Source organism: Capsulimonas sp. (assembly GCF_039929585.1).
In the GTDB taxonomy this organism is placed as follows: Bacteria; Armatimonadota; Armatimonadia; order Armatimonadales; family Capsulimonadaceae; genus Capsulimonas.
On sequence record NZ_JBDSQY010000125.1, the window covers coordinates 1 to 26,109 of the forward strand.

The window sequence follows — 26,109 nt, forward strand, 5'->3', positions numbered from 1 at the left end:
GGCATTAAAGTCTCAGACGCGCAAATGGCCGATTTGAACATCAGCGGCAGTCAATTTCATCCCGATTGGAACTATCGGATCAGCCCCAACTCAGAAGAAGCGGTTATTTTTGAATAGGTCCTTAGTGCGAATCGCAGAACGATAACGCAGACAGGACCCAAAGCATATATGAGACAAAGCATTGCACGATACTATTTCTCCAGACTCAACATAGTGTATATTGACACTAATTTATTTAACAGGGAATTATCTAAACCCCAGCTCCTAGAGGCTGCCTTGAGAAGCGGCACCAAATATGATTTCTCAGGTTATCAATGGGGATTTTTCGAAGTAGATCTGATAGCCGGTCCACGTGGTGATTATCTTACTGGTATTCTTGCTAAATATCGTTTGATTGATCGAATGCAGGTAGCCGATGTTTACACGCAAGAAATTGATGAACTTGAAGTCGCCAATGAAATCAAGGCAAGTGTCCGCTTCTTTTTGCACCTTCGATCAGGGCTTTTGATACATAAATCAAAATCTCCTGACATTAGTAACCAAATCTTCCAAAACAGATTCCTTGATATTTTTCATAAGGTATTCGGACGAGATGTTCGAGCAGAAATATCTGCTATAGATGAACGTAATTCTTTGTTAGATGAATTTAGATCATTCGAAAAAATCGACAAAATAACTTTATGCTTGGTTCCTTCAAATCCAAATTTAAGTGATATGTGGGGCGATATTGATCAAGATCTGAAAGCACGCGACATTGCGAAGTTACAAGAGCAGTATACGATTCGCTCTGATAGAGATGGGCGGGCACTTAGAGAAGACCCTAGAATATTGGCCAAGATCGCAATGGCGGAAGATGGCTATGGGACTGCCGAAGTCAAAGGAATTAAGAATGGAATAAAGGTAAGCCGGTCAACAAAAGACCTACCTTTTTTCGCAGAAGTGTGGGAAGCTGACGATCCCAGTGGAAGAATATTAGAAAATCTTGGCGACAAAATTGCAGAATTCTTTAGCCGTTTTATTGAATAAATTGAAAAAATACCTATATTCTGTTGACACTATATCAAGTGTGATAACCTTCCTTGTACTTGCTTTCCTGCTACCGGAAAAGATGTCCAATGTAGTCGTCAAAGATTTTTATAACTCAGGAATTTCAATTCTCGCAATTGTATTTTCTTTATTTATTGCAGCCTTAACACTTATAATATCCGCTGGTGATAACGAGTTCGTATTGTATTTGGAAGAGAAACAATACTATTCGACATTTATGCACACATTTAAGTATACTGCCTCCGTCTTACTTATATCACTTCTCTGTTCATTAACGATATATTGTATTACGACTTATTGGATAGGACTTCATTGGGTTAATCAATCTAAGTGGTGGTTAGTTATCTTCTTTTCACTTTTTGCTTATAGCATACTGGCAGCTTATGGCGTAACACAAGATTGCATTCGTTTTGGACAATCCCGAGCCGCGCACTTGGTCTTACGATCTAGAAAAAAAGTGAAGCGCATCCGCCGAAGACGTCGGCAATGACGATGCTCGTAGGTTACGGGACAGAGACGGGTCATAAAGTTGGAACGAAATGGGAAATAAACACATGACCGAAGCAGAAACCACACTGGCGGAGTTGGATGGCTGGACGATGGCCTTTGAGAACGCGACGGCGGACGCCCGGATCAGCGAGGAAGCGGAGCGAGACGTAGCGCACGCCGTCAGGCTCGGCCGTGAGGCGTGGGCGGCGTACGTGGCGGCGACCGGCGGGGAGCCTGACCCGGATGTGCGGGACCGGACACCAGCGGTGTTCTTCGGGGCGTAAGGGAGGCAATCCTGAACCGCCGAAGGGGTTGATGGCGTTCATGGCGGCTTTGTGCGCTGGCGTTTCCATCCTCGCCTGCACCAATCCCGATATTGCGTTCATGAGCTTGATTTTCCTGCCATTCATGCTGGTATTCCTGTGGTTTTGGCTGGCGCACTCCGACTACAGGAAACAACCTCCCTTCTATCCTTAAAATATGACACAATAGTCACCAAGGCAACGAAAATAGAGCATGAGAAACTGCTGAGCTGAAATCTACTCATGTTATAATGAGATACTTTCGATGTCGCATGGAGGCTTCATGAAGATCCTAAACGTTGTGCCGCTTAATCTCTTGGCTAAGCCTATGATCTGTATCCTATCGGTGGCGGCGACGATAACGCTGTCGTCCTGCGGCGGGGGCGGGTTGTCCTCGGTGGCGACCGGGGCGACTACGGACGGCGCGGGCGGTGACATGGGAGCGATCGCCAGTGCGACGGGCGTGCCGGATCTTGGCGCTGGGGCAAGTCTGCATGGCAAGCAAGTTTTCCCGACGAACAATGCTTGGAACACGGCGATTGACACGGCGGCGGTCGATCCGAACTCAAATACTCTGATTGCTTCCATCGGTGCGGCCACACGCATTCATCCCGATTTTGGCAGCGATCCTTCGTACGGCATCCCCTATGTCGTCGTCAGCGGGACGCAGGCGAAGGTTCCGGTTTCCTTTTATTACCCCACCGAAAGTGACAAAGGCCCCTACCCGATCCCGGCAAACGCGCCGATCGAAGGCGGCTCCGACGGCCACGTGCTCGTCATCGACCGCGATCATTGGCTTCTCTATGAGATGTTCGACGCCAATCGTCCCGCCGGCGGCAAAGGCTGGACAGCCGGCGCGGGCGCCATCTGGGATCTGAAAACCAATGCGACACGGCCGGCTGGATGGACCAGCGCCGACGCCGCCGGGCTTCCCATCTTCCCCGGCTTGGTCCGGCGGGATGAAGTCGCCGCCGGCGTCATCAAGCACGCCATTCGATTCACCTGCGTCCATACGCGCCACGCCTACACGGCCCCGGCAAGCCACTTCGCCAGCAGTCTGACCGGCGCCCAGTATCCGCCGATGGGGATGCGCGTGCGTCTGAAAGCCAGCGTCAACATTTCGGCGTACCCGGCCGGAGCCAAAGTGGTTCTGACCGCGATGAAGAAGTACGGTATGATCCTCGCCGACAACGGCAGCAACTGGTACTTCCAGGGGATGACCGACACCCATTGGAACGACAACGACATGAACACGCTCAAGCAGCTCAAGGGAAGCGATTTCGAAGTCGTCAAAATGGGCGCGATCGTCACGAGGTAAAGGCTATCGCCTATCGCCGCCCATGATGGGCGGCGCTGACCCACGGCGTGAAGTCCGCCATTTTCGCATGCCCCACGGGACTCTGCCCCCGATCCAGCAAATCCTTGGCAATGGCGACCGAGAAGCATTCGACCGAGGAGTGCTTGTTTCCGTAGAACGACAGCAGGGTTTCCGGCTCCACAACTTGAATACCCACCGGAGTTTCCACGCTGGCGACCTCCTCAATGAAGAGATCGAAGATCACTTTGACGGGGCGTTCGCCGGCCGCCACTTTGGTGTAGCGCACGAAGTTCTCGGTCACGCCGTCAAAGCGCGTCCAGGTCTTTTCGTAGCCTTCCGATTCCATGCGCTCCATCATCTTCCACAAGATATCGGGATGGACGAACAGATCGGCGTCCTTGTGGTCGTGCGCGTGCTTGAGTTCGATGTGGGGCGGCGACATAAAATGCCATGCCCACCCACCGCTGACAACAACCAGATCGCGAAACTTTTCGATTTCGGTTTGCATTACCGTCAGATCAATGGCGTTCCATGTCTCGCCGTATCGCTTTTTGTTATGGGGTGCGCCCATGATTCCCGCCTCCGTATTATTCTTTCTTGATTGCCGATAGCCTTTAGAAATGAGACCTATTCTGTCGATAGCGATAGAGAGTCTCGTTCAAAAATGCAGTTCGGACCTCGTCGGGATATCCAGGAAATGGCATATACGTTGGCTCGAACAGATCGCATTTGGGGTGACGGCACCCGCATGGGAATCGCTTATCGAGAACCTGAGCAATGTACCCATCAAGCTCTCTATTCTTTACAGATCTGCGCCTTCGTCCTTTGCTTTTGAGCACACGAGACAGGACTGCGTTTGTGCTGCGAGAGATCACGCTCTTACCGTGTTTCCCGATCGCTTTGCGATCCGCCATCCATTGCCGTCGCTCCTTGCGAGCCATTCTAATCCAACGTGTGGGATTGCTTCTGCGTCCGATTTTCATAGGTCTTCCTCGGGAATTCATAATTGTACTGCGGGGTACTTCGGATATATGGATACCTATCGCCGTGGATACGCTTCGCGCTCAAACAACATCGCAGGATTAGCAGAATATGCTCAGCTTCAACTTTCGCCTCCAAAAGCCTGACGAGATTCGCCCTTGGGGAGACAACCCGCCGAACCTTCACTGGTTCGGCCTCACGGACGGGTGGTTTTGGATCGACATCGGCGGTCAGCAGCTCTTTCGATACTCTCAACAGATCCTCGACCACTGGGCGCAGGAGCCACAGGCCTATGTCTCACTGCTGCCATTCGATGACTATCAGGTCACGCGATATTGGGAAGATTTATTGGAGATGGTCCCCTCAATACTCGATCCCCTCCCCAGTGATTTAGCAGCCAGAGTGTCCGACATCGAAGCATGGCGTCAGTGGCGAGAACGCTTGGATGTGTGGCGGGAGGCGTCAGAGGACGACGCGTCTATGGATATCGGCGACGCCGCAATACGATGGTGGATCAGCCGAACCTGGGACAACGGGCATCTTAGCAGACCGCCGAAGATTTGGCTGTGGTCCATTGACGATACGGTGCATATTCGCTGGGATTGCCGTAATATTCTGCTGGACGGCATTGAAGTTTGGGAGGCGCGATCTGGCGAAGTGGCGATGTCAAAGTCCGAGTTCGTCAATGCCGTGAAGTCGTTCGACGAGCGCTTGATTGGTGAAATGGGGAAGCGCATCGAAGAGATCAAGAGTAGTTGGTCACGCCCCGAGGTGATTGTTGACGTGGAGAGTTTGGAGCAGGAACAGAACTACCGCGCGACGATCGGCGAAAACGCGCTCGGCCGTACCCATCGCGACTACGAATGGGACCAAGTGCGCGCGGCGATGGCGATGATTGAAACGAACTTCGAGCAGGCAAAATGACATGAAAATGCGCCTCCCCATTTGGGCAGGCGCGTTTTCTTTGGGATCGAGGTCAGTTTAGGCTTCGGCGAGCAGCTTTAGGGCGCTGCGTTTCATGCGGCGGTCAGCGGGGGTTTCGTCTTCGATGGAGCTGACTTTGGACTGGATGTCGGTGACGGTGGTCAGGCCGCGACGGGCTTTGTCCAGGCCGTCCTCGAACATCGTCACCATGCCGTTGTTCACGGCGCAGTCGTGAATCTCCTTGGTGTCGGCGGCGCCCATAATCAGTTTTCGAATGTCGCGTCCGACGGTCATGACCTCATGCACGGCCAGACGGCCCTTCATGCCCTGGCTGTCGCAATACGCGCAGCCGACCGGCTCATAGAGATGGTCGGGAACGGACTTCTTGAAGAGCGCCGCCGTGTCGTCATCGACCGGGACTTCTCGGGCGCAGTTGGGACAAAGACGGCGGACGAGGCGCTGCGCGATCGAGCCGATCAGGGTCGAGGCGATCAGGTACTGCGGGATCCCCATGTCCAGCAGGCGGCTCACGGCGCCGGCGGCCTCGTTGCAGTGCAGCGTGCTCAGCACCAGGTGGCCCGTCAGCGACGCCCGCATGGCGATCTCCGCCGTCTCAGCGTCGCGGATCTCACCGACGAGTACAACGTCCGGGTCCTGGCGAAGGATCGCGCGCAGCTGCTTGGCGAAGGTGAGCCCCGCCCGCTCGTGGACGGCGGATTGACTGATCCCTTCCAGCTCATACTCGATCGGGTCTTCGCATGTGATGATGTTTCGGCGCACCACCGCCCCATTCTTGTCTGTGATGGATTTCAGAGCGTTCAGCGCGGCGTACAGCGTGGACGTCTTACCGGAGCCGGTCGGGCCGGTGACCAGGATCAAGCCGTGCGGCTTCTGGATGAGCGAATTGAAATCGTCGGCGTTTTTGCCGGTAAAGCCAAGCTGCTCCAGGCTCAGCAGGGCGTTGGCGCGGTCCAGAATTCGCATGACCGTGCGTTCGCCGTACTGCGTGGGCAGCGTGGAGACGCGCAGGTCGATCGGGCGGTTCTGAACCTTTACGGAGATACGTCCATCGAGCGGCACGCGTCGCTCGGAGATATCCATATCCGCCATGATCTTGATTCGCGAGGTCGTGGGCGCCAGGAACTGGCGCGGGACCGTACGGATCGGGATCAGCTGCCCGTCGATCCGATATAAAATTTGGAAATGCTTCTTCTGCGGCTCGATGTGGATGTCCGACGCGCGCCGGCCGACAGCGTCGGCGAACAGCGTGTTGACGAACCGGATGACCGGCGCCTGATCGCTCTGACGCATGAGCTCCGCCGTATCGATCTCGTCCACCAGTTCATCCATGGACATATCCGTGGCGGCCGCCTGGATCGAGTCGCTCATCTCCTCGTCGTTCGCGCCGCCGTTGACGTCGTGATACGAGCGCTCGATAGCGGCCGTCAGCTCGGCCTTGCTGGCAAGGAACGGTTCGACGCGCCGACGGGTCGTACGCTGCACTAAGTCGATCGCCTCAATGTCCCAGGGGTTCGACATCGCCAGCCGCAGACGGCCCATGGCGGCGCCTTCCGCATCCTGAACCGACAGCGGAAGCATTTGGTGACGCATCGCGGTTTCGAACGGCACCAGCGCCAGGACAAACGGGTCGGGCGACTCGTGCTCGACCGCAACAAACGGCACATCCATCTGCCGGCTGCGCGCCTGCGTAATATCCCCTTCGGTCACCCACCCACGCTTCTTCAGGATCTCTCCCAGCCGTGCGCGGGTTTCCTTCTGATCGGCCAGCGCTTCATTGAGCTGCTGGTACGTGATAACTCCCTGATCCACCAGGAGGTTTCCGAGTGGCGCGTGCTGCTCGCGCAGCTCTCCGCTCATATTTTCGAGCTGGGCGGTGCTGGTCTTCAGCTCCTCTTTCATCTTGAGGATTCGCTGGGCCACATCGAGACGCGCGATCAGCTCGGCGGTGTCGATCGGCTTGACCAAGAAGTCGTCCACACCGGCGTTCAGAGCCTCGCCCCGGTCTTCGGCGTTTCCCTTGACCGTCAGCAGAATCAAGTAGACGTAGGGAGAGCCTTCGCGCGTCCGGATCTTTCGGCAGAGATCCAGTCCATCCATTTCCGGCATCATCCAATCGGAGAGGACCAGGCGGAATGAATCCTTGGCGATCGCCTCCCAGGCCCGAACGCCGTTCGTCTCCACGGAAACCTCGTGCCCCATACGCTCCAGCGCCTTGCGCAGAACAAGGGCGGAGATGGGATCGTCTTCGGCGATAAGGATTTTCATGCGGCAAGCTCCTGCTCAAATTGGCCGAGCGTGCTGTCGATCGACGCGCGCAGCCGGTCAAATTCGTGAACGGCCTTGGCGAAATCGCCGGCGGCGTCCGCGAGTTCCTGGTTCTTTCCAGACAGTTCCAGTCGATGGCAGACCTCCGCGAGCGCCTCCGCGCCGAGCGTTCGGCAGCTGCCCTTCAGGGTATGGGCGTGGAATGAGATGTTCTTCGCATCGCCCGCCGTAACGGCGGCGCGCAGGCGATCCAGCAGATCCGGCGTCGCCTCCAGGAACATCTCCAGGACTTCGCGCACCAGCTCCAGGTCCTCGCCACAGCTTTCGAACAAGTGATCCGTACGTAAGACGGGCTTATCGCCCCCCACAGTTATCAATTCGGTCATAATTTTCTCACCCCTCTTCAAAGTAACTCCGCCCCAGCGAGCCAGGGACGCGTGCAATTCTTCCGGCTTGACCGGCTTTCCAATATAATCGTCCATGCCGCTCGACAAACAATGCTCGCGGTCGCCCTGCATCGTATGCGCGGTCATGGCGATCACGGTCAAATGCGCGCCTGTCTCCTGCTCCCGCCGGCGCAAACGGCTCACAGCTTCCAGCCCATCCATGCCCGGCATCTGGACATCCATCAGCACGATGTCGTATTCGCGGTGCGAGATGGCGCGCAGCGCTTCGGCGCCGTCGCCCACGGCGTCAGCTTGGCAGCCCCACTTTTCCAGCAGACGCAGCGCAAGCTTGCGGTTGACGGCGTTGTCCTCCGCCAGCAGAACGCGCAGCCCAAGATCTCCCATCTCAGCGGGCCGGGCCTTCGGCTCCGCCTGAGTTTGATCCAGACGTATTAGGCTCAGACGGATCCAGAATGTGCTGCCGGAGCCCGGCTCACTGTCCAAGCCGATCTCACCGCCCATCAACTCGGCCAGCTGGCGGCAGATCGTCAGTCCCAGGCCCGTGCCGCCGTATTTGCGCGTGATGCTGCCGTCGGCCTGCGTGAAGCTCTCGAACACAGCGGACTGACGCTCAAAAGGAATACCGATCCCGGTATCGCGCACGGAAATTTGCAGATTCACACGCGTTTCCGTGACTTGCAGCGGCGTCACCTCGATCGCGACTTCGCCGCGCTCGGTGAACTTCACCGCGTTGCTCGCCAGATTGGTCACGATCTGCCGGATCCGGCCGCCGTCGCCGCGCAGGAACCGGGGGGTCTCCGGCGGCATGGTGTACGCGATCTTCAGGCCTTTGTCCTGAGCGTGCGGCGCCATCAATCCCACTACTTCGTCCAGCATCGCGCGCAGATCGAAGTCCGCCTGCTCGATCGTCATCTTGCCGGCCTCGATCTTGCTGAAATCGAGGATATCGTTGATGATCGTCAGCAGGGCGTCGCCGCTGCTGCGGATGGTCTGCGCGTAATCGTGCTGCTCCTCGGTCAGCGGCGTGTCCAGCAAGAGGCCCGTCATTCCGATCACGCCGTTCATGGGAGTGCGGATCTCATGGCTCATATTGGCGAGGAACTCGGATTTGGCCCGGGTCGAAGCCAGCGCCAGATTACGCGCCACGGTCAATTCATCGGTCTGAGCGCGCAGACGGTCCGCCGTCGCCTCCAGGTCTTGGAGAGCCTGTGTCTGCCCGGCCAGAAGCGCCTGTTTTTCTTCATAGTCCGAAACGCGAACGATCGCCGCGCCCATCAACCCCGCCATCAATTGCAGGGTCTGCAAGTCCCGCGTGTTGAAGGCGCTCGGATCGACGGAAGTCGCTTTGAGCACACCGATTGCGTCGCGGTCCCGATGCAGTGGAACAACGATCAAGGAGCGGATATTCATTTTACGGCAGGCTTCGGCGTTCACCCGCGGATCGGTCATGGCGTCATCGCACCAGAGCGCACGATCCTCGCGAACACATCTCCCGGACAGACTGTCTCCCATATTCAAGCGCAGCCCGACATTGTTCGCGATCGCGCCGCACGCGGCGCGGTAAACCAATTCGTCTCCCTCGACTAATTCGACCACGGCGCCGTGCGCCCTTGTCAGATCCATGGTGCGGGCGACAATAAGATTGAGCGTTCCGTCCAGCTCGAAGTCCGCCGTTGCAATCTCATATTGCGTCTCGATCACCGAGGCCGAGCGCTCGGCGTCATCGTTCAGCACCAGCTCAACTCGCCGGCGTTCCGCGATCTCCTCGTGCAGCTCTTGATTGATCGCCGCAAGCTCCACCGTGCGGTCATGCACGCGCAGCTCCAGCTCATCGTGCGTTCGGAGCAGCTTTTCCTCCGACTTCTTGTAATCGTCGATATCGGTGCAAGTGCCAACCCAGTAGAGGATTGCGCCGTCTTCTCCCCGGAACGGGTAAGCGCGCGTCAGGTGCCAGCGATACTGTCCGTCTGAAGCGCGCTTTAGGCGAACTTCAGTATCGTAAGCGTCTCCGGTTCGAATACAGCGCAGCCAGTACTCCATGCAATTTTCGGCGTCGTCGGCATGCAGCGTCAGCCCCCAGCCCCATTCCTTGGTTTCTTCGAACGTCATGCCGCTGTAGTCGTACCAGCGCTGGCTGAAATAATCCAAAGAACCATCCGTGCGCGCCGTCCACACGATCTGCGGCATCATGTCCGCCAGAAAACGATATTGGGCCTCGCGCCCTTGGAGCTCCGTGTAAAGATTTTGCAGATCGCGCGTACGCTCTTCGACACGCGTCTCCAATTCCAGGTTTTTGTATTCCAAAACAATGTTGTAGTCCTGGATTTGCTGCGCCTGAAGCTTGATCTGCTCCTCGGCCAGACGGCGTTCGCTGATATCACGGATCGTTGTCACCCGCATGCGGCGCCCACGATACTGGATCATTCTCCCACGCAGCTCGGCGTCGAAGGTAGAGCCGTCCTTGCGGAGCATCCGCGCTTCATACGGGCGTTCATCGCCGGCGTGGATTTTACTCGCCACCAAATCCCGGTCTTCCGGCGCAATCAGATCGAACCCGGAACGGCCGACAAATTCCACTCGCTTATAGCCGACAATTTTGACGAAGTGACGGTTGACATCGACAATCCGCCCCTGGTCGCTGATTACCATCGCGTCCTGCGAGGCATCCGCAAACGTCCGAAAACGCGCCAGGTCCAACGCGCCCGGCTGTGCCTTCCCAGCCAAACGTGAGGCTTCAGAACGCCGGGGATGGCGCGCTCTGCATAAAGTCCGTCGATGTTTCTCTAACTGGTTCATAACTTCCATGACTGGCGATGCGGCGCAAAAAATATTCTGGGCCGCGTCTTTACCTGTGATTATTGTCGGCGTTTTGAGGAAAAAACTCCAGCCGGATTCACAGTGACTGTCGTGACGGGCGAGCACGAAGCGCAGGCGTTTTTTGGATTAGGAACGCGCTTCAGGTATACTAGAGCGATATTTGCACGACCAATGGCGGGCGGAGGAGGATGGGTAGTGGCGTTTTCAAAACGGACAGTGTCATGCGGCGAAGTGTCGGAAGAACAGGTGGGCCAAGTCGTCACCGTGAACGGCTGGATCAACCGCAATCGCGATCAGGGCGGCATCGCGTTTCTGGACGTGCGTGACCGGACGGGGATCGTTCAAGTGACGGTAGACGGCAGCCAGGCGGCGGACGCCCTGGCCGTCGCGGAGAAGCTGCGCTCGGAGTTTTGCGTCAGCATCACCGGCCCCGTGCGGCTCCGTCCGGAAGGGACGGAAAACGCCAATCTGAAGACGGGTACGGTGGAGGTCGTCGCACAGACGATCGAGCTGCTGAACCCGTCCAAGACGCCGCCGTTCCCGATCTCCGAGGACAAAGAGGGCAAGGAAGTCGACGAGATGGTGCGCCTGAAGTACCGGTATCTCGACCTCCGGCGCCCGAAGATGTACGAGAAGATGCGGCTGCGCCACGACGTGATCCGCACGATCCGAGAGTTCATGTACGGCCGCGACTTCATCGAAGTCGAAACGCCGATCATGACCAAGTCGTCGCCCGAAGGCGCGCGCGACTACTTAGTCCCTTATCGCCTGGAGCCGGGCCTGTTTTACGCCTTGCCCCAGGCGCCGCAGCAGTTCAAGCAGCTTCTCATGGTGGCGGGCTTCGAGCGCTACTTCCAGATCGCGAAATGCTTCCGAGACGAAGCCCAGCGCGCCGACCGTCAGCCCGAATTTACTCAGCTTGACTTAGAAATGTCGTACGTTACTCAGGACGACATCTTGGAGCTGATCGAATCGCTGATGATCCACATCGTCGAGACGAATTCGACGAAGACGATCACCAAGCCCTTCACGCGCCTGACTTATGATGAGGCGATTGCGCGTTACGGCTCGGACAAGCCCGACCTGCGATATGGCCTGGAACTGAAAGACTGCGCCGAAGTCCTCAAGGATTCGGAGTTCGTCGTGTTCCGCGGCGCCTTGGACAGCGGCGGCCAGGTCAAGCTGATTCTTTACCCAGGCGGCGCGGCGCTGTCCCGCAAGGAGATCGACGATCTCACGCAGCTTGCCAAGGACTTCGGCGCCAAGGGCCTTGCCTATCTGATGGTGACGGAAGAAGGCGTGAAATCCCCGATCGCCAAATTCTTAAAGCAAGAAGAGATCGACGGACTGCTCGCGCTCGCCGAAGCGAAGCCGGGCGACATGGTCGCCTTCTCGGCGGACAAGCCCGCCGTGGTCGCCAAAGTCCTGGACCGCCTGCGCCGCGAGATCGCCGCGCGCAAGGGCCTCGCGGACAAGAACACGCTCGCCTTCGGCTGGGTCACCGACTTCCCGGTCTTCGAGTGGGATGAGGATGAGAAGAAGTGGACCTTCGCGCACAACCCGTTCGCGATGCCGCATGAAGAGCATCTGGACTTGCTGGAGAGCGATCCCGCCATCTGCCGCGCCTACTGCTACGACTTGGTCTGCAACGGCCAGGAGTCGGCTTCTGGCTCGATCCGTATCCACAAGCGCGACATCCAGGAGCGCATCTTCAAGATGCTGGGTAACACCGACGAGCAGATCACCGCGAAGTTCGGCCACATGCTCGACGCCTTCGACTTCGGCGCCCCGCCCCACGGCGGCATCGCGCCGGGCCTCGACCGCCTGATCACGCTGCTTACCGACGACGACAGCATCCGCGAAGTCATCGCCTTCCCGAAGGCCGGCGGCGGCTACGACCCGATGATGGACGCCCCGTCCGAAGTCGAGGAAAAAGCGCTGCGCGAACTGGGCCTGACGATCAAGCGGCCGCCGAAGAAGGAAGATAAGTAGGACGAAAAGGCGGGGTAAATCCCGTCGTGGATCGCTTCACTCAGCGAACGCCATTAGAGGCCGGCGGTTGAAACCGCGCCTGCAAGAGCGCAGAAGCCCACCTGCGTGGGTTACATCATCGGAGGCGATCACGTGTCAAAGAATATCAAATATTCCGCGATACCGCCTCGGATTTTGTAGTCCCCGAAGGGGGACTTCCGCGCTCTTGTCAGGCGCGGTTTCAACCGCCGGGCTCTTTGTCCCTCGCCGCACACAATACGAAAACCACACTATTAGGAACTTGCAATGCCGATAGAATGGCTGTCTGGACAACTGAAACCATCGCCCCAAGACAAACCCATGCCCACCGAAACCCTCAACCTCGAAAGCCTCAGCCCCGGCCGCCTCGCCGGCTCGCCCGATCCTGAATCCTACCGGCGCGGCCTGACGTACTTCAACAACGACCACGTCCAGTTATCGCATATCGACAGCACTGAGGCTGTCTTGTATGTCGATGGCTCCCTGCCGGAGCCTTATGAAGTGTGTGTCTGGGTGGACGAGGGCAAGACGTTTTTCGACTGTGAATGTCCGGTCGCGCGTGACTATACCAAGACGATCTGCAAGCATAAGGTCGCGGCGGCGCTGTTTCTCGCCCAGCACTTTGAGAAGGAAAAGGCCGGGCAGTGGGAAATGGCGCTGTCCGACGCGATGGCGCTCAAACCGGCGAAGAAGACGCGGATTACGCAGTCGATTTTGATCTTCAGCTTGCAGGCGCGGCGCATGGACTGGACCGTCGCGGCGTACAGCGTTCCCGCCAGCAATTTTAATGGGATCGATCTGGATAATCGGGCCGCCGTCGCGGCGCAGGTCAAGGCGCTGGGGCTTTCCAAAAAAGCGAGCCCGATCAAGAATATCAACGCAACGGCGCGCTATTTGAATGCGACGCCCAGCAGCATTTTAGTGGCCCAGCTGCTCGGAATGAACGAGCAATATACCTACTACTATTACTACAACGCGAAGCCGCTTGCCCTGGACCGGATCTTCCCTTTGCTCGCCGACAGCCTCGTGTTCCGGGGTACGGAAGCCGACCCGCTGCAAAAGTCGCTTCGAGTTCAAACCGAGCCGGCGATGGCGGAGCTGGAGCTGCACGCCGCCAAGGAAGGTCTGGAGATCCAGCCCGTCATCACGCGCGACGATCGGCCCGAGCCATTCAATCTCAAGAAGCATGTGATCGTTCATAACGAGCCGCTCTGGCTGCTCGAAGGCGATGAAGTCTACCCCGTGACGGGAACCAGCGACGCCCTCATCGGCCTGATGAACGCGACGCGCGAAAAGCCGATCTTCATTCCCGAATCCGAGAAAGACCGCTTCTTCGACGCCTATCTGCCCCAGCTGACCGAGCAGGTTCGCGTGCGCGGAGATCTGGTGTCATGGGAAGATTACACCGCGCCGCCCACCCCGCGTCTGTATCTGAACGAGGAAGAGGGCGAGATGCGCGCCCAGCTGCGCTTTGGCTACGGCGAGCATGAGATTGTCTCGGGAGAACCAGGACCGACCGCCACGCGACGCAAGCCAGGCGAATCGACCATCGTCCGTATTCACCGCGATAAAGACATGGAGGAAGCGTACTGGCAGATGATGTCCAAGCATGGCCTGAAACGCGGTCCCAGCACGGACATGTTCCTGCTGCGCGCCAAGGTCGAGCCAGTGGATTTTCTCCTGCACCATGTCCCACGGCTCGCCGAGGCCGGGTTTGATGTGTATGGTGAGGAGCATCTGACGTCGGCCCGCATCAATCGCAACCGTCCGACGATGAACTTCTCCGTATCGTCCGGTATCGACTGGTTCGACGTCAAAGCCGTGGCGCAGTTCGGCGACCAGGAAGTCCCGCTCGCGGCGATCCGTCAGGCCATGAAGCGTCGCGAGAAATATATCAAGCTCGCCGACGGCTCCATCGGCGCGATCCCCGAGGACTGGCTGGAGCGCTACAAGCATCTCTTCGCCTTTGCCGAAACGACGGAAAATGGCCTGCGTGTCGGCAACGACCATATCGCACTGATCGATCAGCTTTTGGAAGAGGACGAAGCGACGGTCCAGACGGATGTCGAATTTAATGCCCGCCGAGAGCGGCTGCGCGCCTTTGCCGAAATCAAACCGCGCGATTTGCCCAAAGGATTCGAAGGCGAGCTGCGCCCCTATCAAAAGCACGGCTACGACTGGCTGCACTTCCTGCACGATTACGAACTGGGCGGCTGCCTCGCCGACGACATGGGCATCGGCAAGACCGTCCAGGCGCTTACGTTTTTGCAGTCGCTTGGCGAAAGCGGCCACGCCGAGGCGGCAAGCCTGATCGTCCTCCCACGCTCACTCCTGTTCAACTGGGAGCGCGAGGCGACCAAATTCACGCCGGGCCTGCGCGTGCTGATGCACAGCGAAAACAGCCGCACCAAAAACACGCACGAGTTTGACGAATACGATATTATCCTCACAACCTACGGCGTGATGATGCGCGACATCGAGTTTCTGCGCAAGTACAAATTCCATTATGTCGTGCTGGACGAAGCTCAGGCGATCAAAAACCCGGCCTCGCAGACCGCCAAGTCCGCGCGTCTGCTCAAAGCCGATCATAAGCTGACGCTGACGGGAACGCCCGTCGAAAACTCCACGGTCGAACTCTGGTCGCAGTTCGCCTTCTTGAACCCCGGTCTGCTGGGAAGCTTCGAATATTTCCGAGATCAGTTCGCGAACGCCATCGAGCGCAAACAAGACGAGCGCAGCGCGGAGCTGCTGCGCAAGATGGTCTTCCCGTTCATCCTGCGCCGCACCAAGGATCAAGTAGCAACCGAACTGCCGCCGCGCACCGAGCGTATCCTCACCGCCGAGATGGAGCCCGCCCAGCGCAAGCTCTACAACGACACACGAGACAAGTTCCGCGATGAGCTCTTACAGTTGATCGACACCGGCGGCATGAACAGCGCCCGCATGCGCGTGCTGGAAGCCCTGCTGCGCCTTCGCCAGATCGCCAACCACCCGCGTCTGATCGAAGCCGACTCCCCAATCGATTCCGCCAAGTTCGATCTGCTCATCGAAACCCTGGAAACCCTGCGCTCCGAGGGCCACAAAGCGCTGATCTTCTCCCAGTTCGTGAAGATGCTCACCCTGGTGCGCACGGCGCTGGAAGAGAGAGACATCCCCTACATGTATCTCGACGGCAAGACCAAGGATCGGCAAGCGCGCGTCGACACCTTCCAGGCCGACGACCAGATCCCATTCTTCCTGATCAGTCTCAAAGCCGGCGGCACCGGCCTCAATCTGACCGCCGCCGACTACGTGATCCACATCGACCCCTGGTGGAACCCCGCCGTCGAACGCCAGGCCACCGACCGCACACACCGCATCGGCCAGACCAAGCCCGTGTTCGTCTACAAACTCATCACCCGCGACACCGTCGAAGAGAAGATCTTGGAACTGCAAGACCGCAAGCGCGCCCTCGCCGAACAACTCATCGCCACCGAAGGCGGGTTCTTCAAATCGCTCACGAAAGAAGACGTTGGTTCGCTGCTGGGATAACGCCTCGGTACGACGCGTTATTCCTTGAACGGTCCGATGATGTTCCGCGTGATCCACCCACCATAAAAATCGCCCGCCTGCGGCGTGACGACCTCTCCGTCAATACGGCATTCGTCCATTTTGCTGGGATAAAACGCGAAACAGTCTTTGAGCGCCGCGTATTCATCCGTGGGGTCGGGATAGGACCAGGCAGCGTTATGGGCGATCTTCCCGCCCGCCGCGACAGTCCAGTAACACGCCACACCCTTCCATTCGCAAAATGTTTGCAGCGCAACAGACGACAAGAACTCGGTCTTCACATCGGCGGCTGGGATATAGTAGACCGGTGGATGGCTGGTTTCCAGAATACGCCACGCCGCGTGGCTATCGGCGATCGTGACGCCGCCGAACACGACTTCGACATGCGCGCCCGAGCGCTCAATACGTGGCGGTCGTGGGTAGTCCCAGACCGTTTCCTGACCATCCCCAGGCAAAATCCTCTGATCCGTCTCCATATTTGATCTCCTTTTGGCGACATCACGCAAACCGAAATCGTCATTGACGTCGGAGTGCTCCAAAGGCGCCGCTATATTCGTCGAACGTTATGAGGTCAGTGCAAGTTCCCATCTCACTCCCCAAATCATTTGGCATAGAAATACGTGAATTGCGAAGCCTTCTGTGGAGGACGTTAGCTCCATCCGCCGAGTGACGTCCTGGGTTCGCCCTTATTCATGAAGGAACCATACTCCGACGAATAGCTGTATGCACTAGAACAAGCTTGCACAAAATTCATGGACCCATCGGACACAAAACTGGCGTCCGACGTCCTCCAGCGCTATGGCCGTCTCAACATCGAAATGAAGTTTACACCCACCAAGCGGCGCAAACGCGTCTTACTCGCCGTCGCGGCCATCGTACTGCTCATCATTGCCGATATCGTCTTCTATCCGATGCTCGCGCAGCCGCCCGGCCCCACGCCGACCGCGCAGGACAACGGACTGTGGCTGCGCTACACCTGGTACTTCGGCGGCGCGCACGATTACGACGCGCTGGCGCAGCGTCTCAAAAATGAGCGCATTCGGGACGCCTACTTCCATGTGCGCGGGATCGACGCCGATGGGCGGCTGCACTATCGCTACCCCGACCGCGCCAAGCGCGTCACATCGGAGATTCACAAGCGTTCGCCCGGAGTTCGGGTGGTGGCGTGGATCTATGCGGGCAATTCGCATGGCATGGGCAAGGTCGATCTATCGCGCGCCGACGTGCGCGCGGCGATGGTGAAGGAGGCGGTCTGGCTGACGGAAACGTGCGGGTTCGACGGGGTGCAGTGGGATTACGAGATCTGCAATGACGGCGATCCCGATCTCCCCAAGCTGCTGGAGGAAACGCGCGCGGCGATGGCGCCTGGAAAGCTTCTGTCCGTGGCGACAGCGCTCTGGTCACCGATCCCTGTCAAGCGTCTCGGATGGAGCGACGCCTACTTCCAAAAGATCGCGGCGCGCTGCGATCAAATGACGGTGATGGGTTATGACTCCGGGATCTACTCGCCCCGGGTCTACGCATGGCTCATCTCGCAGCAAGTGGTCCACGTTACGCAGGACGCGGCCGCCGTGAACCCAAACTGCCGAGTGCTCATTGGGGTTCCCACCTACGCCAAGGGAGGCGCGTCGCACGATCCGCACACCGAGAATTTACGAATGGCGCTCATCGGCGTCCGCGCCGGCCTGGGCAATTCCAATACCAAGCAGAGCGCATTTGCCGGAGTGGCGCCGTTCGCGGATTACACAACACAGGAAAGCGAGTGGCGGACTTATCAAGAGGTGTGGCTGGGACGACATGAGTAAGTAGGTCCTCTCGCCGCGCAGCCAGACTCGATGTATAATGATTTCAGACGTTTACTTATTCAGAAGGTTCCAGCCACCATGCAATCATCCGCCTTTACCTGCACCCAATGCCAGGCGCCGCTCACGCCCGGCGCGATGCAATGCGCCAACTGCGGTCTGACATTCAGCACGCCAGTTCCTTATCCTGCCTCGCCGGGCTATGCGGCTCCTGCCGCGAAAAAGTCGCCAGTCGCCTTGATCGCCATCATCGGCGCGGTTGGCTGCCTTCCAATGATCGCCATCATCGCCGCCATCCTGTTCCCTGTCTTTGCGAAAGCTCGCGATAAGGCGCGCATTGTCAGCTCCCAAAGCAATCTCAAGCAGCTCGGTCTCGCCAGTATGCAGTTTGCGCAGGACCACGACGAGAAACTGCCGCCCATGGACAGCATGGAGCATTTCAAGGCCGCCGTCACGCAATATCTTCCGAAGGATGAGAAATACGACCTATTCACGCAGCCGGGCTTCAATACACCTTACATGCTGAACGCCAAGCTGTCAAATAAGTCCATTGGGGATCTTAACAACATGGAAGGCATGGTGATGATGCAGGAAACGAAACCCTACTCCGACAAGCAATTGGCGACTTTGTATGCTGACGGACACGTTCGCCGCGTGCCGGTAGATAATACGGCGACCGACAATCAATAAGGTGAACGAACACACAAGCGGCCTCCAGGAATGCTCCCGGAGGCCGCTTTGCGTTCCCACGAAGTTTCTTAATTCGGCGTGACAATCAGCACGACCTTGCCTTTGACGTGCTGTGACTCGCTTTCGCGCCATGCGTCCGCCGCCTGGCTCAGGGGATACGTTTTCCCCACGAGAACTTTCAACTGCCCCGCCTCCAGAAGCTCCTTGAGCGCCGTCAGATCGTTTGTATTTGAGTTTGCGTTCACCATGATCGCCTTCACTCCATGCTTCGCCGCCTCTTCCTGAGACGGAGGCTGGTTCAGCGCCGCCAGAACGCCGCCCGGCTTCAAGACCCCAAAGGACTTCTGCTGCGTATCCCCGCCGATCGTATCCAGGACGACATCCACATTCTTGACCGCCGTCTCGAACGATCCTGTTTTATAATCGAGCACTTCGTCCGCGCCCAGGCTGCGCACATACTCGGCGTCGGCGGATGAAGCGGTCGAAATCACATGTGCTCCGCGCAGCTTCGCCAGCTGAATGGCGGCGCTTCCGACAGCGCCTCCGCCCCCATGGACCAGGATCGTCTGGCCGCTCGCAAGTCCGGCGGCTCCCAACGCCTGCCAGGCCGTCTGGCCGATCATGCTGATCGACGCTGCTTCGGCATGGCTCAGGTTCTTCGGCTTGAGCGCAATGGACGACGCATCGATGAGTATCTGCTCCGCATAAGAACCGGCGATGGGAAAGCCATAAATCTCATCCCCAACATGCAGATCCGACACATCCTCGCCAATCTTCTCGACTGTCCCCGAGAGATCCGACCCAGGAATCCAGGGAAATTGTAGGGGGAACATCGCGCTCGCGACGCCCGAGGCGCGCATCACGTCGAAGTGATTGAGCGTTGTTGCATGAACGCGCACGCGTACCTGACCGGAACCGGGATCGCCGAGCGTCACATCCTCTTCTACAAGCGCTTCCGGACCGCCATAGCTGTGAACACGGATTGCTTTCGACATGGGTGTCTCCTTAATCGTTGCCGTTCATCTTTGAGTTTACTCGTTCTGAAGAGTATTTCAGTACCTATTAGTAACTCAGTCTATTATGTGATAAAATGAAGGAAGATTCAAGAAGGCAGTTTGAGGAGCGTCAGGCACATGCATGTAACTATGGACTTAACGCCGATTGCGGATGACGATGTCTGTCCAGTTCGTGAGATTCTCGATCGGATCGGCGACAAGTGGTCGGTACTGGTGATTTCCAATCTGGCGGGCGAAACGCTCCGGTTCAACGCGCTGAAACTGCGCATCACGGGGATCAGTCAGCGGATGCTGACGGAAACCGTGCGAAAGCTGGAGCGCAACGGCATGCTGTCGCGGACGATCTACCCTACCATCCCGCCGCGTGTCGAATACGCGCTGACGCCACTCGGGCAGACATTCGTGGAGCCGATCCAAACACTGGTCCACTGGGCGGACAGCCATAGCCGCGAAATCCTCGCGGCGCGCCGGGCCTACGATATCGAGCAGGAGCAGCCTGTTCAGGCGATCACAATGTCGTATTAGCGATCTTCCCATCGAACCCGCGAAATCGGCAGGTAGCTGTCCTGGGAGATAAGTTCCCGTCCCGCCATCTTGTCGTTTTCATACCAGGTTCGATAAACGGCGACGGTGAGCCCATCCCGCCCGCGCAAGCGCCAGCGGGAGCGGCGGCCGCCCGCGCCCGGTTCGACCGCCATCGTGGAAGGCGGCTGCCGGTTGATGACCTGGGAGGTCACGACCGACCGGCGCGTGGCTTCGCCAGTCGTTTCCAGTCGGCAGACCAGCCGTCCGGCGGTCGCTTTGCAATGGATCGTGATGGGAGTACGATAGGGATTGCGAAATTTTAAGTCCGCCGTGGTGTACGCAACAGCGGCGTCGCGCCCCGGAGGCGCGTAGCTGGGCGAGAACGTGTGCGCGTGACGCTCTAAAACGGGACAGCCCGCGAGCAGCGCCGCATTATAAAGCGTGGTGCTGGTTTCACAGACGCCGCCGCCGTAATCGTCGATCAGCGTTCCGTTGTAACTCACGGGCGCGCGCAAAAATCCTCGGTCCGCGCTCCATCCTCTGACAACGCCATTGAACGAAAACGTCGCCCCCGGCGCCACCACTTCCCCATCGATCGCCGCCGCCGCCCGCCGGGCGTTGAACGCCTGATGCGGCGTTCGCTGGGTCAGGTCCGTGGTGTAAGCAGCGAGAACGCCCGCGCGCGTCGGCGCGGGCGCGCGGCCGATGAGGAGGCAGAAGATAGACGCTGTGACGAGGATGAGGGCGAGGGCGGTGAGGTCAGATCGGATTCCCGAACGTAATCCCGCATCGCCGGCCCAGATGCCCCCCGGCCCCCACAGGGGGTGCAGAACATATTGTCGAAAGCGTGACGAGTATTTCAGGCTTTGACACGCTGGCGTATCTGCGATTTGCTCCCCCCGTGGGGGCCGGGGGGCATCTGGGACGGCGGGGTGAGGGCCAATCTTCATTCCCCCACCTCGATTCGGCTCGAATTCCCCAGCGCGCGCAGCGTCGGATCAAATGTCCCCGTGATCGATGTCGGCATCACGTCGTATCGACCCGGCGACGAAGCGCGGAGACGGTAGTCGATTTCGTGGCGGCCGCGCGGCAGGTCGCCGATGAAAAAGACGATGCGGTTGTCGCGCACGTCGGTGTAGTCCCACCAGTTATCCCAGGATTCGGCCTGGTCGCCCGAGACTTCCGAAATCGTGCAGCCGGCGGGGATCGGCTCCTCGACGATCAGGTGCGATCCGGCGCGTGTGCTGTCGATGATCAGACGCACGAGCATGGTATCCTCGCGCCGATAATTCGTTTCGCGTGCGGGAACGGTGTCCTCCCATAGAAAATTACGGCGCGTGGTGGTGCGCAGCAGAACGCGCTTGATTCGATACCCGGAATCGGCGGGCGGCAGAAGGGCGCGCTCGGGATGGAAGAGGCGGTCGTTGACCCGATGCCAGAAACCCGGTTCGGGCCTGGGCGACGCCTGCGCGATCTGCTGGCGCAGTTCCAGCGAATAGTAGAGCCGTCCAGGACCATTTTTGGTCAAAGTGATGTCATTGTCGCCCGCCCGCAGCTGCGTCGCGGGAATTTCGATCACCCGATCCGGCTGCTCCACCGAAGCTCGATCGAAGCGCATCGGGGACAAAGGCGCGCCGTTGACCAGGATCGTGGCGTCGAAGGCCGGTTGCATCTCGTGCGCCTGCCCCAGATACGCCGTCAATGCGCCGATTGCTTCGGCGGTGGTTTTCGGACAATCCCAGTGGTCGCCGGTGCGGTTCGCCATCAGACAGCGCGCCACGGCGTCCAAACGCGGGTCGGTCGGCGTGATGGTTTGCGCGGCCATCATCGCCCATACGGTCGTCAAGGCGTCCGGCGGGTTCTGATCGGCGCCTGCGGAATTGGGATGCGGCTTGTAAGTCCAGGCAGTCAATTGGCCAAGGCGCATTCGGCCCGACCAGAGTTCGTTGATCGCGACGGCGGCTTCGGTGCGGTTCCCCAATTGGTGCATCGCCATGGCGACGACGGATAAATCGGCGTAGGTTTTCGTCTCCGGGCGCAGCCGCCATCGCTTTTGCAGGGTCTTGATGTCCGCCTGGGCTTCCTTGGTAATCCCCGCATTCGCCAGTGTCAGCGCCGCGAAGGCGAGTCCGCTGGGAGATTGCAGGAACGCGGAGTCGCGCGGCGCCGCCCGGAAGTCGCTTGCGAGCTGCTCGGTAGCCTTGACGGCGGCCTCCAACGCGCTCGGCTTCACGTCGATCCCGGCGCGCTGGGCCAGCTGCATGGACCAGAGCGCGTAGGATGTCGTATTCAGGTCGGGTGTGGACGTCTCCCACCAGCCCCAGGCGCCGTCGTCCTTCTGGAACCGATAGAGACGCAGCAGCGCGCGCCGCGCGCCGCGCGTAAGGTCGGCGCGGCGCTTCGCGCTCATCGGGAATGCAGGCGCATCGCCGCTCGACGCTTGAAGCAGAACAGCGTCGCCGACCAAGATGCTCGCGGTATCCTCCGCGCTGCCATAGGGATAGGCGGCGATGTAATCGGAGGCCGTCAGCAGGGCGCCACTGACGGTGGGCGCCAGGCGGACACGCAGCATAGTCGAATCCGGCAGGGCTTTCGGGTCCAGCGTCACGGTCTTGGAGACCTGACGCACGATGCTTCCCGACTGCCATGTCGCTTCCTGTGCGGCGTGCGGCTGTACGGTCAATGTCTCCTGCACGCCGTCATTGAGATTTTGACTGACGGCCGTCAATTTGAATGTGACCGGGCCGAGATTGGAGGCCGTCACGGGCCACTCAGCGCGCGCCGCGCCGTGCGCGGGAACGGTGATGGTCTGGGTGAGCGGCGCGCCCATTTGCAATCCCGAGGCATTCAGGGTCACCTGGGTTTGGGCGGGCGACGCCGTATTGTTGTTGACCACTCCAAGCACGGTCGAACGATCCCCGGCGATCAAGAACGGGGGCGCTTCCAGACGCACCAACAGGTCTTTGCTCACGACCAGATCACACGTCCCCTTCCCGACTGCGGTTTCGGCGGTGTGGCCGATGCAGGTGACGCGCCATGTCGTCAGATTGTCCGGGAAGGTGAATTGGACTGTCGCCATTCCCGACGCATCCGTGCGCACGTCCGGCGCCCAGTACGCCGTGTCCGGGAACTTGCTGCGCAGCTTGACATTCCCCATCGCGCCTTTGTCCACGTCGCCGAGATATAAAGGCGCACAGGAGTAATCCGTGTTGACGGCGTTCCCCTGCGCCGGCTGGAGCGCCTCAAGAATGGTCTGCGGGTTTTCCTCGCTGATCGCATAGATACTGCTGTCCACGACGCCGACGGATACCTCCCCCGGCTGCGGCTGGCCTGCGTCATCGGTCGTCTGAACCGTCAGCGTTGCGGGATCGCCGGGATGATAAAGCGCGCGGTCTCCTGTGACCTTTACGTGCAGCGCGCGCCGCTGGTCTTCAATCGTTAGGTCCGCCGAACCGGACAGTAATTGCTTGTCCTGGAGGCAGCAAACCGAGACCGTAACGCCCGGCGCGTAAAGGGCGCTGACCGGGATCTCCAGCGATGTGGATCGGCGGCGCAGCGGGATGATCCAGCTCTGATAAAGCGTCGCGCCTTCCACCGTCACCAGCGCGGTCGGCCCCGGATTCTGCGTGTTGATCAGTACCCGCGCCGTGTCGCCGATCTTGTACTTCGTGCGATCCAGGATCACGCCCATGTCGGGATATTGCGCGGACACATCCTCGCCTTCGCCCGCCACCCAGACGCTGGTTTCGGCGCTGATCGCGTTGCCGCGTTTGTCCTGCGTCTCGACACGCGTCACGAGCAGTCCTGGCTGGTCCGGGCTGAGAGGCAGCGACGCATCGCCTTGCGCATCAGTCGTCAGCAAACTTTTTCTCTCGCCTTTGATGCGGCGCTTGCCGTTCACCCAGGACTCGTAGTAAGTCTTGACATCGAGCGCCTGCCCGGCAATGGGAACATCGGAAGGGCCGCGCGCGGACAGCGTCACAGTGACAGGCGTACTTGGCGCGCAGGCGTAGAGCGACGGGGTAAGCGTCAGCGAAAATTCGCCCTGCCCGACTACGACGGATTCGTCCGCCGAGACCGTCTTGTCCGAAGGATCGGAGACGGTGGCGCTGAAGTCATAGCTCTGATCGCCTTCATCCACCCCACCGACCTGGGTCGGGACGCGAATGTGCGCCTGCCCGTGGTCATCCAGACGGGCCGTCCCATCAATGCTTCCCTCGCCATAGCCGCCAGAGTCGTCGGAATCGTCCGGCCGTCGATACGATTGGAAGCTTTCTTTGCCAGACGCTCCCTCCGTCTTCATGACGTAATACCGCACCGAGCCCGATGTGACGGGCGCGCCGTGGTAGTATGTTGCGGTGACGGTGGCGTCGATCGTGTCGCCGCGCACATAGCGTGTCTTATCGAAGGTGATCTTGACGCGGTATTCGGGCTTGCGGTAAGCCGCGACAAGGAAGGTCGTGGCCGCCGTCTGGTCGCCCATCTCCGCGCGCACCGAATACTCGCCGGTCAGCGCTTCGTCGCCCAGATCGATCTTACCGTTCCAGGAACCGAGATCGTTGGTCTGAAGCTCCTGATGGGCAATCAACGTATCCTGCGCGTCGTGAATGTCCACACGCACTGTTTGGTTTTTGGGAAGCCGAAACTCGGCATCGGGCGCCGGGGCACCTCCGGCGCCTTGAAGAGCGCCAAACCACCGGGCGATCCCTTTGAAATACACCGCCTGTCCAGGCCGGTAGACAGGCCGCTCCGTGTAAACAAACGAGCGCAGGGCGCCTCCGGAGTACGCCGTGCTTGCGGATTCTCCGCCCGGCTGCTCCCCGGATTCCCCCGGACTATTCAGCTCCATGGTGATTGGGGCGATCGAATCGCCGTTTCGCGCCACCATAATTCCCCGGCTTTCCGCCGTCGCGCCCACGCCGCTCAGCCGGCACACGCCGTCGGGGTCTGTTGTCTCCTGATCCCGCATCACCGGCGGTTTCAGTCCCTGATCTTCATAGAGAGTAACGGTGGTATTCGCCGTCGGCGTCCCCGTTTCGATATCCGAAACATACGCCAGCGCCTTGCCGTGGTACGATTTGCGGATCATGGCGATCTGGGTGCTGACGATCCAGTTCACGCCCTTCGCCTCATTGTTACCGACTGTCAGGCGGTACATGCCGGGCGGCAGCTTGCCCAGATGCAGTTCTTCATAGAAGTAGCCGTGCTTGCGCTTTCCCACTTCCTGGCTCCACTGGCGCACGCGCGTGAACTCGCCCAGCCATAGATTGGCCGGCTCCAAGTCCTCAGCGCGCGGCCCGGCAAGCATTCGGGGGCGACGCGACAAAACACTCGGCAAATCGACTCGGTCCAGGCTCAGCGTGACATTGTGATCGCGGAGCTGGCCGCGCAGGCCGGGCGTGATGTCTTCGGCCGGCGTCCAGGTCGAGATGGTGTCGGAGAAGCTAACTTCAGACGCCGCGAGGGGAAGCTCGATGGAAACGCGCGCGACATCCTCGTCGGTCACGACCACTGATGTCTCCCCGTCTTCGGTCCCGGTTCCCGATGCGTGGAGCGTGTATCGTCCGGCGGGGATATGGGCGAGCGTGAAGTTACCGTCGCTATCGGCGTGCGTCGAAAGGTCCACATCGGCGTCGGACTGCCCTGCGGCGTCGTCGGCGGCCGCTCCCTGGCCCCAGCCATAGGGCGCGTCTCGATCGCCCGTGGCGCTGACCACGACTTCATCACGCTCCTCTTCACTCGATGATTCGCCGGAAGCATCTTCTTCTTTTTCGAGCCAGACCCTAGCTTTGGGAACGGCCGCTCCGGTGACTTGCTCCAGGCACCGTCCCTGAACGGTCCCCGTGTGCGGACCGGCGTTGATCATGGCGACGAAGAGGCCGCCCAGCGCGAGCAGCGCGGCGGCCGCGCCGAGGCGCGGCTTTGCGGCCAGGAGACCGCGTTTGC

The 26,109-nt window shown here is 59.2% G+C and carries 17 protein-coding genes; 10 read left to right on the forward strand and 7 right to left on the reverse strand.

Annotated elements, in window-relative coordinates:
• The first annotated feature begins 168 nt into the window (after positions 1 to 168).
• From ABIZ35_RS08580 to ABIZ35_RS08595, 4 genes are all read left to right on the forward strand, one after another.
• Complete coding sequence (locus ABIZ35_RS08580; RefSeq protein WP_348219474.1) at positions 169 to 1,026, forward strand: hypothetical protein; 858 nt, start codon at positions 169 to 171, stop codon at positions 1,024 to 1,026.
• A 575-nt stretch (positions 1,027 to 1,601) separates the two neighbouring features.
• The gene (locus tag ABIZ35_RS08585; protein ID WP_348219475.1) at positions 1,602 to 1,820 is read left to right on the forward strand and encodes a hypothetical protein; all 219 of its coding nucleotides are present in this window, start codon (positions 1,602 to 1,604) and stop codon (positions 1,818 to 1,820) included.
• Positions 1,821 to 1,851: 31 nt separating this feature from the next.
• Positions 1,852 to 2,013 (forward strand): hypothetical protein, encoded by a 162-nt coding sequence (locus ABIZ35_RS08590; RefSeq protein WP_348219476.1) that lies wholly within the window; start codon positions 1,852 to 1,854, stop codon positions 2,011 to 2,013.
• 108 nt (positions 2,014 to 2,121) lie between these two features.
• Complete coding sequence (locus tag ABIZ35_RS08595) at positions 2,122 to 3,156, forward strand: hypothetical protein (RefSeq protein ID WP_348219477.1); 1,035 nt, start codon at positions 2,122 to 2,124, stop codon at positions 3,154 to 3,156.
• Positions 3,157 to 3,166: 10 nt separating this feature from the next.
• Here the strand turns inward: ABIZ35_RS08595 and ABIZ35_RS08600 are convergent, their stop codons facing one another.
• Positions 3,167 to 3,727 carry a hypothetical protein gene (locus tag ABIZ35_RS08600; protein WP_348219478.1) on the reverse strand — a complete coding sequence of 187 codons (561 nt, stop codon included), beginning with the start codon at positions 3,725 to 3,727 and terminating at the stop codon, positions 3,167 to 3,169.
• 521 nt (positions 3,728 to 4,248) lie between these two features.
• On the opposite strand from ABIZ35_RS08600, the gene ABIZ35_RS08605 reads away from it, so the two are divergent.
• Entirely contained in the window at positions 4,249 to 5,061 is an 813-nt protein-coding gene (locus ABIZ35_RS08605; RefSeq protein ID WP_348219479.1) for a DUF5984 family protein, read from the forward strand.
• Between the two features lie 57 nt (positions 5,062 to 5,118).
• Here the strand turns inward: ABIZ35_RS08605 and ABIZ35_RS08610 are convergent, their stop codons facing one another.
• Together ABIZ35_RS08610 and ABIZ35_RS08615 are read right to left on the reverse strand one after the other, a co-directional pair.
• Positions 5,119 to 7,347 (reverse strand): ATPase, T2SS/T4P/T4SS family, encoded by a 2,229-nt coding sequence (locus ABIZ35_RS08610; RefSeq protein ID WP_348219480.1) that lies wholly within the window; start codon positions 7,345 to 7,347, stop codon positions 5,119 to 5,121.
• A complete protein-coding gene (locus ABIZ35_RS08615; protein WP_348219481.1) occupies positions 7,344 to 10,478 on the reverse strand; it encodes a PAS domain S-box protein in 3,135 nt (1,044 codons plus the stop codon). Before ABIZ35_RS08615 ends, ABIZ35_RS08610 begins: the two co-directional genes overlap by 4 nt.
• A gap of 264 nt (positions 10,479 to 10,742) precedes the next feature.
• On the opposite strand from ABIZ35_RS08615, the gene aspS reads away from it, so the two are divergent.
• Positions 10,743 to 12,563, forward strand: coding sequence for an aspartate--tRNA ligase (aspS, locus tag ABIZ35_RS08620; protein WP_348219482.1), 1,821 nt, complete (start codon positions 10,743 to 10,745; stop codon positions 12,561 to 12,563).
• Between the two features lie 285 nt (positions 12,564 to 12,848).
• On the forward strand, positions 12,849 to 16,112 hold the full coding sequence (locus ABIZ35_RS08625) for a DEAD/DEAH box helicase (protein ID WP_348219483.1): 3,264 nt from the start codon (positions 12,849 to 12,851) through the stop codon (positions 16,110 to 16,112).
• A gap of 17 nt (positions 16,113 to 16,129) precedes the next feature.
• Here ABIZ35_RS08625 and ABIZ35_RS08630 read toward each other — a convergent pair whose 3' ends face one another.
• Positions 16,130 to 16,606, reverse strand: a complete 477-nt coding sequence (locus ABIZ35_RS08630) for a DUF427 domain-containing protein (RefSeq protein ID WP_348219484.1) — start codon at positions 16,604 to 16,606, stop codon at positions 16,130 to 16,132.
• A 276-nt stretch (positions 16,607 to 16,882) separates the two neighbouring features.
• On the opposite strand from ABIZ35_RS08630, the gene ABIZ35_RS08635 reads away from it, so the two are divergent.
• Positions 16,883 to 17,935 carry a glycosyl hydrolase family 18 protein gene (locus ABIZ35_RS08635; RefSeq protein WP_348219485.1) on the forward strand — a complete coding sequence of 351 codons (1,053 nt, stop codon included), beginning with the start codon at positions 16,883 to 16,885 and terminating at the stop codon, positions 17,933 to 17,935.
• Between the two features lie 78 nt (positions 17,936 to 18,013).
• The gene (locus ABIZ35_RS08640; protein ID WP_348219486.1) at positions 18,014 to 18,622 is read left to right on the forward strand and encodes a DUF1559 domain-containing protein; all 609 of its coding nucleotides are present in this window, start codon (positions 18,014 to 18,016) and stop codon (positions 18,620 to 18,622) included.
• 68 nt (positions 18,623 to 18,690) lie between these two features.
• On the opposite strand, the gene ABIZ35_RS08645 is transcribed toward ABIZ35_RS08640, so the two are convergent.
• Positions 18,691 to 19,617 carry an NADP-dependent oxidoreductase gene (locus ABIZ35_RS08645; protein WP_348219487.1) on the reverse strand — a complete coding sequence of 309 codons (927 nt, stop codon included), beginning with the start codon at positions 19,615 to 19,617 and terminating at the stop codon, positions 18,691 to 18,693.
• 138 nt (positions 19,618 to 19,755) lie between these two features.
• Between ABIZ35_RS08645 and ABIZ35_RS08650 the strand changes: the two genes are divergently transcribed.
• Complete coding sequence (locus ABIZ35_RS08650; RefSeq protein ID WP_348219488.1) at positions 19,756 to 20,163, forward strand: helix-turn-helix domain-containing protein; 408 nt, start codon at positions 19,756 to 19,758, stop codon at positions 20,161 to 20,163.
• On the opposite strand, the gene ABIZ35_RS08655 is transcribed toward ABIZ35_RS08650, so the two are convergent.
• Both ABIZ35_RS08655 and ABIZ35_RS08660 read right to left on the reverse strand, forming a co-directional pair.
• Positions 20,160 to 21,113, reverse strand: coding sequence for a VanW family protein (locus ABIZ35_RS08655; RefSeq protein ID WP_348219489.1), 954 nt, complete (start codon positions 21,111 to 21,113; stop codon positions 20,160 to 20,162). The two genes, ABIZ35_RS08650 and ABIZ35_RS08655, sit on opposite strands and share 4 nt — an antisense overlap.
• The coding region (locus ABIZ35_RS08660) for an MG2 domain-containing protein (RefSeq protein WP_348219490.1) at positions 21,110 to 26,109 on the reverse strand (5,000 nt) is incomplete at its 5' end. The genes ABIZ35_RS08660 and ABIZ35_RS08655, both read right to left, overlap by 4 nt.